The organism is Mucilaginibacter defluvii (assembly GCF_039543225.1).
Taxonomy (GTDB): domain Bacteria; phylum Bacteroidota; class Bacteroidia; order Sphingobacteriales; family Sphingobacteriaceae; genus Mucilaginibacter; species Mucilaginibacter defluvii.
Window position 1 is genome coordinate 534,041 of record NZ_BAABJI010000001.1, and the last position, 15,263, is coordinate 549,303.

Annotated in this window: 16 protein-coding genes; 13 read left to right on the forward strand and 3 right to left on the reverse strand. The window is 44.6% G+C overall.

Annotated features, from left to right (window positions below; translation table 11 throughout):
• Positions 1-17: 17 nt before the first annotated feature.
• From pdxA to ABD960_RS02445, 12 genes are all read left to right on the forward strand, one after another.
• Positions 18-1,073 (forward strand): 4-hydroxythreonine-4-phosphate dehydrogenase PdxA, encoded by a 1,056-nt coding sequence (pdxA, locus tag ABD960_RS02390; RefSeq protein WP_345329282.1) that lies wholly within the window; start codon positions 18-20, stop codon positions 1,071-1,073.
• Positions 1,074-1,256: 183 nt separating this feature from the next.
• A complete protein-coding gene (locus tag ABD960_RS02395) occupies positions 1,257-1,781 on the forward strand; it encodes a YceD family protein (protein ID WP_345329283.1) in 525 nt (174 codons plus the stop codon).
• An 18-nt stretch (positions 1,782-1,799) separates the two neighbouring features.
• The gene (gene rpmF / locus ABD960_RS02400; RefSeq protein WP_232178443.1) at positions 1,800-1,991 is read left to right on the forward strand and encodes a 50S ribosomal protein L32; all 192 of its coding nucleotides are present in this window, start codon (positions 1,800-1,802) and stop codon (positions 1,989-1,991) included.
• Between the two features lie 18 nt (positions 1,992-2,009).
• Positions 2,010-2,948, forward strand: coding sequence for a phosphate acyltransferase PlsX (plsX, locus tag ABD960_RS02405; protein ID WP_345329284.1), 939 nt, complete (start codon positions 2,010-2,012; stop codon positions 2,946-2,948).
• Positions 2,949-2,961: 13 nt separating this feature from the next.
• On the forward strand, positions 2,962-3,951 hold the full coding sequence (locus tag ABD960_RS02410) for a beta-ketoacyl-ACP synthase III (protein ID WP_345329285.1): 990 nt from the start codon (positions 2,962-2,964) through the stop codon (positions 3,949-3,951).
• Between the two features lie 185 nt (positions 3,952-4,136).
• Complete coding sequence (gene accB, locus ABD960_RS02415) at positions 4,137-4,631, forward strand: acetyl-CoA carboxylase biotin carboxyl carrier protein (RefSeq protein ID WP_345329286.1); 495 nt, start codon at positions 4,137-4,139, stop codon at positions 4,629-4,631.
• A gap of 150 nt (positions 4,632-4,781) precedes the next feature.
• Positions 4,782-6,125, forward strand: a complete 1,344-nt coding sequence (gene accC / locus ABD960_RS02420) for an acetyl-CoA carboxylase biotin carboxylase subunit (protein WP_345329287.1) — start codon at positions 4,782-4,784, stop codon at positions 6,123-6,125.
• A 67-nt stretch (positions 6,126-6,192) separates the two neighbouring features.
• Positions 6,193-7,062: a twin-arginine translocase subunit TatC gene (gene tatC / locus ABD960_RS02425; protein ID WP_345329288.1), complete on the forward strand. Its 870-nt coding sequence runs from the start codon at positions 6,193-6,195 to the stop codon at positions 7,060-7,062.
• A gap of 44 nt (positions 7,063-7,106) precedes the next feature.
• A complete protein-coding gene (gene rpiB / locus ABD960_RS02430) occupies positions 7,107-7,541 on the forward strand; it encodes a ribose 5-phosphate isomerase B (RefSeq protein ID WP_228950082.1) in 435 nt (144 codons plus the stop codon).
• Between the two features lie 75 nt (positions 7,542-7,616).
• Positions 7,617-9,227 (forward strand): M28 family peptidase, encoded by a 1,611-nt coding sequence (locus ABD960_RS02435; protein WP_345329289.1) that lies wholly within the window; start codon positions 7,617-7,619, stop codon positions 9,225-9,227.
• Positions 9,228-9,322: 95 nt separating this feature from the next.
• Positions 9,323-10,711, forward strand: a complete 1,389-nt coding sequence (locus ABD960_RS02440; protein ID WP_345329290.1) for a LutB/LldF family L-lactate oxidation iron-sulfur protein — start codon at positions 9,323-9,325, stop codon at positions 10,709-10,711.
• 7 nt (positions 10,712-10,718) lie between these two features.
• Positions 10,719-11,258, forward strand: coding sequence for a dihydrofolate reductase family protein (locus ABD960_RS02445; RefSeq protein WP_345329291.1), 540 nt, complete (start codon positions 10,719-10,721; stop codon positions 11,256-11,258).
• Between the two features lie 5 nt (positions 11,259-11,263).
• Here the strand turns inward: ABD960_RS02445 and ABD960_RS02450 are convergent, their stop codons facing one another.
• Entirely contained in the window at positions 11,264-12,118 is an 855-nt protein-coding gene (locus ABD960_RS02450) for a DUF4198 domain-containing protein (RefSeq protein ID WP_345329292.1), read from the reverse strand.
• Between the two features lie 208 nt (positions 12,119-12,326).
• On the opposite strand from ABD960_RS02450, the gene ABD960_RS02455 reads away from it, so the two are divergent.
• On the forward strand, positions 12,327-13,508 hold the full coding sequence (locus tag ABD960_RS02455) for a cation:proton antiporter domain-containing protein (RefSeq protein WP_345329293.1): 1,182 nt from the start codon (positions 12,327-12,329) through the stop codon (positions 13,506-13,508).
• Here ABD960_RS02455 and ABD960_RS02460 read toward each other — a convergent pair whose 3' ends face one another.
• Positions 13,509-14,213 (reverse strand): SDR family NAD(P)-dependent oxidoreductase, encoded by a 705-nt coding sequence (locus ABD960_RS02460; protein ID WP_345329294.1) that lies wholly within the window; start codon positions 14,211-14,213, stop codon positions 13,509-13,511. It abuts the gene before it with no gap.
• A 13-nt stretch (positions 14,214-14,226) separates the two neighbouring features.
• A complete protein-coding gene (locus ABD960_RS02465; RefSeq protein ID WP_345329295.1) occupies positions 14,227-15,180 on the reverse strand; it encodes a lysylphosphatidylglycerol synthase transmembrane domain-containing protein in 954 nt (317 codons plus the stop codon).
• Between the last annotated feature and the right edge of the window lie 83 nt (positions 15,181-15,263).

Genomic DNA, 15,263 nt, shown 5'->3' on the forward strand with positions numbered 1-15,263 from the left:
TAAAAATCATAAACATTATGAGCGGTAAAATAAAAGTTGGCATCAGTATAGGTGACGTAAACGGTATTGGTTTAGAGATCATTATAAAAACTCTTTCTGAAAGTAAGGTTTATGATTATTGTACGCCCATTGTTTATGGCCATACTAAAGTTGCGTCTTTTTACCGCCGCTTGAGTAACACCAGCGAATTTGTTTTTAATGTAATAAGCGATGCCTCGCAGGCGCAGCACCGCAAACCTAACATGATTAATTGCTGGGAAGAGGATGTAAAGCTGGAGCCGGGTGTTATAAACGCTACGGGGGGCAAATACGCGCTTATCTCGTTAGAGCGTGCTACTAACGATCTGATAGCCGGAAATATAGACGCCTTGGTTACCGCGCCGATAAACAAGGATAACATTCAAAGCGAAAGTTTCAACTTTCCGGGGCATACCGAATACCTGCAGCAGCGTGGTAATGCTGCCGATTCGCTGATGTTTCTGGTAAGCGATAACATCAGGGTAGGGGTGGTAACCGGGCATATACCCATATCGCAGGTATCAAAAAGCATTACTGCTGAGAAAATACTATCCAAGATTAAAATGATGAACGAAAGCCTGCGCCATGATTTTTGGATACGTAAACCCAAAATAGCCGTGCTTGGCCTTAACCCCCACGCCAGCGACAATGGTTTAATAGGCGACGAAGAACAGCATATTATTACCCCTGCTATTGAGGACGCGCGTAACAACGGCATACTGGCTTTTGGGCCATATTCGGCTGATGGTTTTTTTGCCAGCGGCGCTTACAAGCAGTTTGATGCTGTGCTGGCCATGTACCATGACCAAGGTTTGATACCGTTTAAACAAATAGCTTTTGAAGATGGTGTTAACTTTACCGCAGGATTAAACTTTGTACGTACCTCGCCAGACCATGGTACCGCGTATGATATTTCCGGAAAAAACCAGGCATCAGAACGCTCCTTCCGCGAGGCGCTGTTTACGGCGCTGCACATCGTTCGTAACCGTCGCGAAAATGCCGAACTTACCGAAAATCCGTTAACGCACCATAAGCTGACGAGGGATAGGGATTGATTGGTGAGTGGTGATTGGTGAATAGTGATTCGTTTTTAAAGATAGCATTTAAGCCGAATAAGCTTAAAATAGCGGCAACTGATCTCTATTTAACTAACTACTGATTTACAGCCTGCCTATAAATAAAAAAACACTTTTCAGATTTAGGAAAAATCCCTACATTTGCGGGCTAATTGTTGCTCATTGAAATCATTAAGAAAATATACGATACCATTTTCCGGCTTAAAGCTGGGCAAGCATCGTTTTGACTTTGATGTTGACGACTCTTTTTTTGAGGCGTTTGAGTATTCATTGGTGAAAAAAGCAAAGCTGGCTTGTAACGTTGAGCTTGATAAGCAGGAAACAATGCTGATCCTGAACTTTGAGATTGACGGATGGATCGGGCTTACCTGCGACAGGTGTTTAACTGATTATGAGCATCCCATCCACATTCGCGAGCAGCAGATAGCTAAGTTCAGCGCTGAGGAAGTTGATGAGGATGACGAAATCATCACCCTGGGCAAAAACGATCATGAAATTGATATTACAGGGTTGATATATGAGTATGTAACTGTAGCTGTGCCGTTCATTGCATCATGCAGTGGCGACGGAAGCGCTGATAAGTGTAATAAAGAAATGCTTGATAAGCTGAACGCGCTATCGGGTAGTGACGATGATAAGAACGAGGCGACCGACCCGCGTTGGGACGCGCTCAAAAACATTAAGTAAATAATTATTTAGGAAGTTATGCCAAATCCAAAAAGAAAGTTCTCCAAATCAAGAAGAGATAAACGCAGAACGCATTACAAAGCTGAAGCGCCTACTTTAACAACCTGCAAAACTACAGGTGCTGTTCACCTGCCACACAGAGCTTATACTGTTGATGGTAACGTTTACTATAACGGTAAATTACTGATCGAGAAAACAGCGGTAGCTTAAGTTTAATTTTCACATCTGATGAAGATTGGCTTAGATATTATGGGCGGCGACTACGCCCCTAAAGCAACTGTTTTAGGAGCTATTGAAGCCCGTAAATCCCTTTCGCCCGAGCAAACGCTGGTACTTATCGGCGATGAAAATGTGGCGAAGGAGATTTTGCAGCAAAACAACGTCAGTGCCGACCTGTTTGAGTTTGTGCACACTACCGAGGTAATCGGTATGGGTGAACATCCTACCAAAGCCATTGTGCAAAAGCCCGATGCAAGTATTAGCGTTGGCTTTAAAATGCTTAAGGAAGGACAAATAGCGGCTTTTGCATCAGCGGGCAATACCGGTGCGATGCTGGTAGGCGGTATGTTTAGCGTAAAAACTATTCCGGGTGTTGTACGCCCGGCCATGACAACCATTGTACCCAAACTGAAAGGCGGTTTGGGTATTTTGTTAGATGTAGGCGCCAATGCTGATTGTAAGCCCGATAACCTGCTGCAATTTGGCGTGCTGGGCAGTTTACTTGCCGAAAGTGTTTACGGCATTGAAAACCCGCGCGTTGCGCTGATGAATATTGGCGAGGAAGAGGAGAAAGGTAATATGCTTTACCAGGCTACTTACCCGGTAATGAAAGATACCAACATGTTTAACTTTGTGGGTAACATTGAAGGGCGCGACCTGTTTGGCGACCAGTTTGACATTGCCGTATGCGATGGCTTTACCGGTAACGTTATCCTTAAACTGGCCGAATCCTTTTACGTTATTACCCTCAAAAAAGGACTTAAAGACGAATTTTTCGACCGCTTTAACTATGAGCAATATGGCGGCAGCCCGATACTGGGCCTTAACGCGCCTGTTGTTGTAGGGCACGGCATCTCAAGCCCCGAGGCCATAAAAAATATGGTACTTCTTTCTAAAAATATGGTTGAGAGCAACCTGATTGATAAAATTAAGCAAGCATTTCATTAAATTTCCCAATAAAATGACCAAAATTCGTGCTGCGATCACTGCTGTTGGTGGATATGTGCCCGATTATGTGTTAACCAATAAGGAGCTTGAAACCATGGTTGATACTAACGACGAGTGGATAACCTCACGTACCGGTATCAAAGAGCGCAGAATATTAAAAGGCGAGGGCCTGGCCACGTCTGACCTTGCCGTACCGGCCGTAAAGCAACTGCTTGAAAAACGCGGCATCGGCGCTGAAGAAATTGACCTGATTATATTTTGTACCACGACACCTGATTACCCCTTCCCGGCAACGGCTAACCTGTTTGCTGATAAAATAGGCGCAAAAAATGCCTGGGGCTGGGATTTACAGGCGGCATGCTCAGGCTTCGTGTTCGGTTTAACTACCGGCGCGCAGTTCATTGAATCAGGCAAGCACACCAAGGTATTGGTAGTAGGTGCCGATAAAATGTCGGCCATGGTTGATTATACCGACCGCGCTACCTGTATATTATTTGGCGACGGCTGCGGCGCTGCCCTGCTTGAACCTGATTATGAAGGTTACGGCGTTATAGATTCTATATTAAAAAGTGACGGTGCCGGCATACCTTACCTGCACCAAAAAGCAGGCGGCTCATTACGCCCTGCCTCACACGCTACCATTGATGCCCGCCAGCATTATGCTTACCAGGAAGGGCAGGCCGTATTTAAATTTGCGGTTACCAACATGGCTAACGTTGCTGCCGAAGTGATGGAGCGCAATAACTTAACGGCTGATGATATTGCTTGGCTGGTACCTCACCAGGCTAACAAGCGTATAATTGATGCTACTGCAAGCCGTACCGGAGTACCTGCGGAAAAAGTAGTGATTAACATTGACCGTTACGGAAACACCACCAATGCCACCATCCCGCTATGTTTGTGGGAATGGGAAAGCAAGTTCAAAAAAGGCGACAATATTATATTGGCGGCCTTTGGCGGCGGCTTTACCTGGGGCTCGGCTTATTTAAAGTGGGCTTACTAAAATCAGTTTAAATTATACAGCGTTATTAACTGCCGCAATGGTTGTTAATAACGCTGAACATTATTTTATATGATTTGTTAAAGAATAATTGCCTGCATATCTGCATATTTGCAAGTACGCAGCTATCGCGAGTAAATTTTAGATAATATAATTTTATCCAAGAGAAAACCTATTAACACCCCGATATGGATATTAAACAAATACAGGATCTGATCCGCTTTGTTTCAAAAGCAGGCGTAAATGAAGTTGCAATTGAGCAGGAAAATTTCAAGATAACAATTAAAACTAACCAGGCGCCAACCATAGTTAATGCAACCATTCCAACCGCTCAACCGGTTGTTTCAGCTGCCCCGGCTCAAATACCGGCCGCCGCCGCCAATGTTGCCGAACCAGTTGCTGCCGCTGCAGCAGCCGTTAGTGCCGCTGCCGATACTTCAAATTATATCACGATCAAATCGCCGATGATCGGTACTTTCTACCGTTCAGCAGGACCGGATAAGCCATTATTTGTTAACGTGGGCGACGAGATCAAAGCCGGTACAACCGTATGTATCATCGAGGCTATGAAATTATTTAACGAGATCGAGTCTGAAGTTTCAGGCCGTATTGTTAAAGTATTGGTTGATAATGCATCACCTGTAGAGTACGATCAGCCATTATTTTTGGTTGAACCGGTATAAATGTGCGATGAGGAGATAGGCAGATCTGCAAATGTAGCGTCTGTTATATCGCTTTAATTTTTTAATGTTTACTTGTGTTGAACGCATATGTGCTGGTATCAAATCATCTGCATATTTGCACATCTAAAATCAGCACATCACATTTAAATTATGTTTAAAAAAATATTGATAGCCAACCGTGGCGAAATAGCCCTGCGCATCATCCGCACCTGTAAGGAGATGGGCATTAAAACGGTAGCTGTATATTCAACCGCTGATCGTGAGAGCCTGCACGTACGTTTTGCCGATGAGGCTGTATGTATAGGGCCGCCGCCAAGCAGAGATTCATACTTAAATATCCCTAACATCATTTCGGCTGCCGAATTAACCAACGCTGATGCTATTCACCCGGGTTACGGCTTTTTGTCAGAGAACGCTAAATTCTCAGCTATCTGTGCCGAGTATGGTATTAAATTCATCGGCGCTACGGCTGACCAGATCAACGCTATGGGCGATAAGGCATCAGCTAAAGAAACCATGAAAAAGGCCGGTGTACCAACTATACCCGGTTCAGACGGTTTGTTGAGCAGCGTAAAGGATGGTATAACCATAGCACGTAAAATAGGTTATCCTGTAATATTGAAGGCTACTGCCGGTGGTGGTGGCCGGGGTATGCGCGTAGTATGGAATGATGAAGAATTTGAACCGGCCTGGGATTCAGCCCGTGCCGAATCAGGTGCCGCGTTCGGAAACGATGGTATCTATCTCGAAAAATTTGTTGAAGATCCGCGCCACATCGAAATTCAGATAGTGGGTGATCAGTACGGCAAGGTATCTCACCTTTCTGAGCGCGACTGCTCTATACAGCGCCGTCACCAGAAGTTGGTTGAGGAATCACCTTCACCGTTCATGACCGACAAACTACGTAAAAAAATGGGCGATGCCGCTGTTAAAGGTGCTAAAGCCGTTAAGTACGAAGGCGCCGGCACCATAGAGTTCTTGGTTGACAAAAATCGCAACTTCTACTTTATGGAAATGAATACGCGTATTCAGGTTGAGCATCCGGTAACTGAGGAAGTTATCAACTTTGATTTAATCAAAGAACAGATAAAGGTTGCTGCCGGTATTCCTATCTCGGGTAAAAACTATGAGCCAACAATGCACGCTATTGAGTGCCGTATTAATGCTGAGGATCCGTTTAATGGTTTCAGGCCGTCTCCGGGTCGTATCACCAACTTCCATTCGCCGGGTGGCCATGGTGTGAGGGTTGATACACATGTATACTCCGGTTACTCTATCCCGCCGAATTACGACTCGATGATAGCCAAGGTGATCTGCGTAGCCCAAACGCGCGATGAAGCGCTAAGCACGATGGAGCGTGCCCTAAGCGAGTTTGTGATTGAAGGTATCAAAACAACTATACCATTCCATTTAAAACTGTTAAAAGATCCTAACTTCCGGGCCGGTAACTTTACCACCAAGTTTATGGACACTTTTGAAATAAACGAGAATTAAAACTATTCCGGTAAAATAAAACGTAAATACCCTTGTTAGTAACAGCAGGGGTATTTTATTTACATAGATGAGCGATAACAAACTTATAAAGGCTATAAAGGATAAAGGCAAGAATATTGAGGCCGAAATGTCATTCTTTGACCATCTGGAGGCATTGCGCTGGCATTTAATCAGGGCATCAATAGCCATAGTTTTATTTACCATACTGGCCTTTGTTTTTTACGACTTTGTTTTTGATACGGTAATTATGGGCCCTATGGACCCCCAATTTTTTACCTACCGTATGCTATGTAAACTGGGCGATTACCTCAACCGCCCCGGTTTTTGTATCGACAAGATACCGGGTAAGATCATCAACACCGAAATGGCAGGGCAGTTTACCTTGCAGATCAACTCGGCATTGCTTATCGGTATCACCCTGGGCTTTCCATACCTGTTGTTTGAGATATGGCGCTTTGTTAAGCCTGCCCTGCATGAGAATGAGCGTAAGGCCGCGAGTGGCTTTGTGTTTTACGCCTCAATGCTTTTTATACTGGGCATATTATTCGGTTACTACGTAGTTACGCCCGAGTCGATCTCCTTTTTAGCCGGTTATCAAGTAAGTAAGGTTATCGAAAATACGTTTACTATTGATTCTTATCTATCATCGGTATCAACCCTTACCCTGGCCACGGGTATTGTGTTTGAGCTGCCTATACTGGTTTATGTACTCTCAAACATTGGTATACTCACCGCTAAAACTATGCGCCAGGGGCGCCGGTACGCCATTGTGGGTATATTGGTAGTGGCGGCGGTTATTACGCCTACGCCCGATGTGCTTACCATGATGGTGGTAACCATACCATTGTTCCTGCTATACGAGGTTGGTATTATAGTGGCGGGTATGGTTGAAAAGCGCAGGCTTAAACGCGAGCGTGACGAAATGGCAAAAGCATAATAACGTTACTTCCCTTTTAAAATATTATTGATATTTTAGAGCCCATGAAACAAGGGCTTAAAATAGCTATAGGCGCAGATCATGCCGGCTTTGAATTAAAAGAAGTTTTATTGGATGGTGTTGAAGGCATCGAAGTGAAAGACTTTGGTACCTACACTCCCGGATCTGTTGATTATCCTGACTTTGCACACCTGGTGGCATCGGCAGTTGAGAAAGGCGAGGCCGATTACGGTATACTGATCTGCGGATCAGCAAACGGTGTGGCCATGACAGCCAACAAACACCAGGGCATCCGCGCGGCATTGTGTTGGAAACCTGAAGTTGCCGAGCCTGCCCGCAGCCATAATAATGCCAATGTATTGTGTATACCAGCCAGGCATGTAACCGTAGAGGAGGCACGCGAAATTGTAAATGTATTCTTTACTGTTGAGTTTGAAGGCGGCCGCCACGCTACCCGTGTGGACAAGATATCCTGCTAAACAAAATAGATTTATAAGTCCTGGTGATGTGGCCGGGATTTTTTATTATACGTTTTTTTTAACTGACCATTTTTAATGAAAAGAGTTCCATTATTATTCCTGGCGATAGCGGCAGCCTCATGCAGCTATGCCCAAAAAGATCCGAACGCGGTAAAGTTCGCCAAGTACATTACCGTTGAGGATGCAAAAAAACACCTTTCCATCCTCGCGTCTGACGAATACGAAGGCCGTGAAACCGGTAAACCGGGCGCGGATAAAGCGGCAAATTACATCGCCAACGAGTTTAAAAAATTAGGCCTGCAAGGTCCGGTTAAGGGTTCATACTTTTTAGATGTGCCGCTTACAGAAAATTCATTCAAGGTAAATCCTATAGCAATAGGCGGCAGTACTTTTACTAACGGTAAAGATTTTTACTCACTAACTGCAGCACCCGCAAACACCGTTAAAGCTGCTGATATTGTATTTGTTGGTTATGGTATAACCGACGAAAAATATGACGACCTTAAAGGTACTGATATCGCCGGTAAAGTAGTTTTGGTGATTAATGATGGTGAGCCTATGAAAAACGGCGTATCCTTAATTACCGGGACGGCCACCCGTTCGCAATGGAGCATTAGCCGTGGTAAACGTATTCAAGCTCTGCAAGCAAAAAAACCTGCGTTGATTTTTGCCGTTAACCAGATTGTGGCAAGTAACCTGCAACGTTTTGGCTCAAGCATTTTAGCGCCACGTATGGGCATCAAAAAGGAAGGTTCCGCACAGGCTACAACCACTCCAGTGGTAATAAATATTACAGCTGATATGGCCAATGCGTTGTTAAAAAGCACAGGCAAAACCTATACCCAATTAAAAGAGGAAATTGATGCTGCCGGCGCGCCAAAAACTCAGGTAGTAAAAACACCGGTAGAGGTTAGCTACAGCACCGAAGAAAAAGCGGTAAAAGCGGTTGACGTATTAGGTTACTTACCTGGCTCTGACGCGAAATTGAAGAACGAGGTACTGGTTATCTCTGCCCACTATGACCATATTGGTATTGAGCCGGAAGGCAGCACCAAAACCGATAAAATAAACAATGGTGCTGATGATGACGGTTCAGGCACTACCGGTATGCTTGAGCTGGCCCGCGCGTTCAGCATGGCGAAAAAAGCAGGCAAAGGCCCTAAGCGCAGTATCCTGTTTTTGGGTAATGTTGGCGAAGAAAAAGGTTTATTAGGTTCTGAATATTATTCTGACCATCCTGTATTCCCGCTGGCTAATACCATTGCCGATCTGAATATTGACATGATCGGCCGTGTAGGTGAAGAGTATGCCGGTAAGCCTGATTCAGCTAATTACGTGTATTCAATCGGTTCAAAAATGTTAAGCACTACCCTACACAAAATTGGGGAAGAGGCTAACAATACTTACACGCAGATGAAACTGGATTACAAGTATGACGATCCGAATGATCCGAACCGTTTCTACTACCGTTCAGATCATTATAACTTCGCGCGCTATAATGTGCCGATCATATTCTACTTTAACGGCGTACATGCCGATTATCACCAGCCGGGCGATGAAGTGAGCAAAATTAACTTCCCGCTGCTGGTTAAACGCAGTCACCTGGTTTACTATACCGCCTGGGAACTTGCCAACCGTGCCGAGCGTCCTGCGGTTGATGTTAAAACAGAACAAGGCGTAAAATAGTTAATAGGGCTAAATCAGCCATTGTTAATAAATTGAAAAGGGATGATTAAAACTCATCCCTTTTCGTTTTTATAAAAAACACTACTTTAGCTTTTATGGGTAACACTGCCGATGAATTTTTGATTGCTGCTGAGGATAAGGCGTTTGATGCAGCCCATCGTAATATAATAAACTATAATATTGGTAAGTATGATGCAGCGGTTGACCGGGGCTTGTCAAGATTGATAAACCTTGATACCGCGAAAAAGAAAGGCCATTTGATAAAATGGAAAGCCATGGAAACGCTGGATAAGCTTTTACCCGAGTTTGAGGCCAATTTTCAGCGCAGGGGCGGCAAGGTAATATGGGCTAATGATGCCGAAGAAGCTAACCGCGAGATACTGAACATATTGCAAAAGGCTGGTGCCAAAACCATTGTAAAATCAAAATCAATGGTTACGGAGGAGATCCACCTGAACGAGTTTCTGGAGCAAAACCAGATTGAGAGCCTGGAAACTGATCTGGGCGAATACATTGTTCAGCTGCTTGGCCAGCCGCCTTACCATATTGTTACCCCGGCTATGCACCTTTCTAAAGAGGATATAGCACAACTATTCAACAAACATTTTGGTACCCCGGTTGATGCTACTCCCGAACAGCTTACCCAAAAAGCGCGCGAGCTGCTGCGCGACAAATATTTACAGGCTGATGCAGGCATAACAGGCGGTAACTTTTTAATTGCCGATAGCGGTAGCATCGCCCTTAGCGAAAATGAGGGTAACGCCCGATTAAGCACCTCGTTCCCTAAAATACATATAGCAGTTGTGGGTATCGAAAAAATTATTCCGTCGCTGGTTGATCTTGACCTGTTTTGGCCCATGTTGGCAACCCATGGTACGGGGCAAAATCTTACCGTATATAACACCATATTAAGCGGCCCACGCCAGCCCGATGAAACGGACGGCCCGGAAGAAATGTATGTAGTACTGCTGGATAACGGCCGCACCAACCTGCTCGCGCAAAAGGAGCAGCGGCAGGGCCTGTACTGTATACGCTGCGGGGCCTGCTTGAACGCCTGCCCGGTGTATAAAAATATTGGCGGCCATAGCTATCAAACTACATACAGCGGGCCCATTGGTTCGGTAATTACACCGCATACAAAGGGTATGGAGGATTTTAAGCACCTGAGCTATGCCTCCAGCCTTTGCGGCAAATGTACCGAGGTATGCCCGGTTAAGATAGATATCCACAAAATGCTGCTACTAAACCGCCGCGACGCGGTTAAGGAAGAAAAAGTATCTAAAGCTGAAAAGTGGGGCTGGATGCTTTGGAAGAAAGGTATCCTCAGCCGCAAACTGGTTGATTTTTTTGGTGGCGGCTTAAAAAACCGTTTTATAAAATTACTGTTCAAAAAAAGCTGGGGGCACTACCGCGATATGCCGCATGTGGCCGATAAATCATTCAGCAAGCAATGGCAGGAGCGAGGTAAAAACGATCTTCACTAAAACACTGATGCGTAAAATTATTTTAAATGTAGCTGTAAGTCTCGATGGGTTTATTGAGGGGCCGAACGGTGAGTATGATTGGTGTTTTACCGATCAGGATTACGGCATGGAAGCATTTACAGCTGAAACGGATGCCGTTTTTATTGGCAGAAAGAGCTATGAAGTGTTGCAGGAATACGGTAACCCATGGCCTGATAAAATGCTGTATATATTTTCAGATACCTTAACCGGTGCGGAAGGTAATGCCGAAATTATCCGCTCAGAAAATTTTATAGACCGGATTGATGCTATTCGCCATACCGAAGGTAAAAATATCTGGCTGTTTGGCGGGGCCAACCTGCTTTCACAACTGATAAGCAAAAATTATGTGAACGAGCTGTTACTCTCTGTTCATCCCATCGTCCTGGGCTCGGGCACCCCTTTGTTTAAGGATCTTACCGAACGGTTGGAGCTAAACCTGCTTGATAGCGCGGTATATGATACCGGGCTGGTACAGCTTACTTATTCTATTAAACCCCGGTTTGATTTGGATATGCTGCCTGAATAACGCTTTTAGTGTTTGTTACCAAAACCAAACTCCTTATAGGTGTTCGGCAACTCGTTAGCGCTGCTGAATGCAAAGGTGTAAGATGTCCACCAGGTTTCAAAATCGGCATCTTTACCGCTGGCGGCAACGTCAGTACGAGTTGCGCGTAACATGTAAATACCCTCGCGGCTTAGCTTAAAGAAAATCTGCCCTTTAGCATCGGATATTAAATTTTCGGGATAAATAGTACCCTTGGGTGTTTTAACGTAAAGCTTTATCGGTGCCGACTCTAATGGTTTATTCTGGAAATAAACAATTGCGGTTACATCGTCGCCATAGTTCATTTTGTAAGGATTTCCCTTTAGCGTGAGCTCAAATTCATCGCCCACTAATTTCTCCTGCACACTGCCCGAAGGTTTATCTATCATCACCAGCGTCTTCATGGAGCGGTTGTATTTTTCGCGCACATTCATGGTATGGAAGCTTTTGGCCTTTTTAACCGATTCTTCATTCCCATCAGCCTCAAGGTGTTTCAGGAATGTTTCGCGGTCAATCTCCTGCGTTGCCGATTGGCTCAACTGTAGTAAAGCCAGGCCGCCGTTCGCTACTTCGTAATCTTTAATGGTAACTACGGTATCATTCGCGATGGTAGTCAGCGGTATTTTTTTTGAACCCTCGTACAATGCGAATTTCGCATCCTTTGCTTCCGGGGTTTCGTAATCATCATCTGTTGATGATACATCGGCCTTGAACATGCGCACGCTCAGCTTATCGCCTTTGTGCAAAAAAAAGTTTTCGGCCAACAAAAAATCTTCATTGATGGCAGCAGTTAGCAACACTGCGATGGAAAGGGCGGCAGTAAACAAGCAAAAACGCTTCATGGGCAATACATAGTGATGGAATACCAAACATACAAAGTTTTAAAAATATGTATAGGCTGGACGGGCAATTTTTGCGTTATCGTTACAAAACTTACATTATGTTTATTTTACTTTGAGGCCGCAACGGCGGATAAACATTTTGCGATGGTTGCCGTTAGTTACATTTGCAATTAACAAATAAAGCGATTTGAGTACCTATACTACCTTAATGATATTGTGCGGGCTGGTAATATTTTCATACCTGTTCGACCTTATTGCCGGCAAAACCAAACTGCCGTCGGTACTGCTGTTGCTTTTTTTGGGGATCGCCATCCGGCAGGTTGTAGATTACTTTAGCTGGACAGCGCCTGACTTTAGTCGCATACTGCCCGCCTTGGGTACATTGGGTTTGATACTGATCGTATTCGAAGGCGCTCTCGAGCTTAAATACACGCCTGAAAAGAACGTGGTCATTAAACGATCCTTTCTGTCGGCGTTGTGCATACTACTGGCAACCACGGCTGTAATTACTACTATATTCCACTACATATCGGGCGCGAGTATTTACCGTTGCATTGTTAACGCTATTCCTTTTTGTGTGGTAAGTTCGGCTATCGCGATACCTTCAGCATCGGGCCTGCCAAAAGATAAAAAGGAGTTTATTATATACGAATCATCCTTTTCAGATATACTCACCATTGTTTTCTTCAACTTTATGCTGAGTAACAAGTCGTTTAACTTTACGGCGTTTACAAGCTTAGGGGGCGAATTGTTGCTGATACTGTTTTTCGCGGTGGTATCGTGCCTGCTGTTGTTATATCTTATCAAGAATATTACGCATCACGTAAAATTCTTCCTCATCATATCCATCATTATATTGGTTTACGCGATAGGGCAATCCTATCATTTATCGGCATTGATTGTAGTGCTGGCCTTCGGTTTGTTTTTAAACAACGCCAGCCAGATACATTTTCCGTGGTTCAGGCGTAACTTTTTATACCCTGCCCTGGGGCATGAATTGAAGCAGCTGCTTCAACTATCGGCCGAGAGCGCCTTTTTAATGCGGACCTTCTTTTTCGTGTTATTCGGCTTTACCATGAACATACACCAGTTTAATGATCTTGGCTTATTGATATTGGGCGTGCTGGTGATCGTATCGATCTATCTGATCAGGTTTTTATACATCAAGCTGGCTTTAAAAACCGATATGATGCCCGAATTGGTATTAGTGCCACGCGGATTGATCAGTGTACTGCTGTTTTATAACCTGCCCGAAAAGCTGCAACTACCGCAGATAGATACGGGGCTGCTGTTTATCGTTATCCTATCTACAAGCGTTATTATGAGCCTGGGCCTGCTGGGTAGCCGGAAGTATAAAATACCCGAAGGACAGGAATTTGATAATGTGTAATTACGGCGTAGTAAGCGCCACCGGCAATATCTTTCCGTTAAAAAACTTATGGCCGGTAAGTGCGAAGTCGGCAATGTATTTGCCCATTTCAAAGGCCATCACCGGCGATTGATAACCCGGAAAAGCCTTCTCCAGCATTTCAGTTTGTGCCGAGCCTAAAGCCAGGCAGTTAACGCTGATCTGCTGCTCGGCAAGTTCTTGTGCCAGGCATTCGGTAAAAACGTGCAAGGCTGCCTTACTTGCCGAGTAAGCCGAAAGGCCGGCAAACTTGGCGCTACCCTGGTAACCGCCCATACTGCCTATGTTCACAATATGGCTTCCCGCAGGCATCACGCCTAATAAGGCTTGTGTAATGCGTACATGGCTTAGGTAATTGCTTTGCAGCATATCCACAAAATCAATTTCCTCCAGCTCCTTAAAAGGTTTATTGATCAGTACCCCTGCATTATTTATCAGGGCATCAACCTTATTATCCATATGTGTGCCAATGAATTGCAGCAACGCGGCAGGGTCATCACTAACCAGGTCAAACACTATAGGGTACAAAATACAGTCAGGGTTTATGCTTCGCGATATCTCAAACAAACGCTGTAACTTATCCTGCGAACGGGCAATGGCCATCACCTTGTGCTTGCCTGAAGTAATGAGGTCGATAACGGCTTCAAAGCCTACGCCGCTGCTGGCGCCGGTTATAATAATATTCATGGTAGATGAGGTGTTAGTTTGTCGCTGGCTTGGTTTCTTCCTCTTCGTCGTGTTCCTCAATGCTTGGTAAACCTTCTTCCAGCCGACTGGTGCGTATTACATAGTACACGCCGGTAAGCGCAACAAGTAATGATATGATATAGAATGATATACTTAAAAATACAGCCAGGCCAACATCCATATTAAAGATGCCTGATAACTGGGTGAAAATAGTTTCGCGTGCGCCTGCCCCACCAATGGTGATAGGTACTACCGCCGCCAAGGCTGATACCAGGAATGATAACAGGTAAGGCGCGAATTTTCCATCGAAATCCTGCCCTAACAATACAAATATGATACACAATACCTGTAAGCCCTGCACTAATATAGCCTTGGCATGCGCCTGGAAAAAGTATTTGGTGTATTCGCGAAAGAATTTGTAGGCCACAAAATAATAGATAGCGGTTCCGCCTAAAAAAATACCGCCTGGTATAGCCAAGTGAACATCAATCTGCGGGATGAAGATTATAAGTGTACAAATAATAAAGCCGATAGCCCAGAGGCCGCTCAACCTGTCGAACAATATAGCCCAGAACATTTTTTTTGCCGGTAGCTTGTAGCGCTTGTTTAACAGCCATATTTTATAACCATCGCCGCCAATACCGCCTGGCAGCAAAAAATTATAGAATAAGCCCAGCATATACAGGCGCATGTTAAAACGCGGATCTAACCTAAGGTTAATCGATTTGAAAAAGCTTAACAGCCGCCATGCTGAAACCACCATGGAGGCGAAAAAGGTAAGAAGAGCCACCGCCATCCACCAATAGTTGGCGTGCAGCAAACGGTACTTCACTTTTTCAACAGGCACCTTGCTGAATACATAATATAACAATGCCGATGTTACGGCAATCTTGATAATCAGTTTAGTGGCATCCCACAGTTTTTGTTTCCCGGTTTTTGGCGCCGGGGCATCTGGCATATTTGTCATTACCGCAAAGCTAATAAAATCAGTGCATTTTGTTTTGGGTATTCCTGATAGGGGTATAACATTTAGGCTTGGTTTTTGACGTA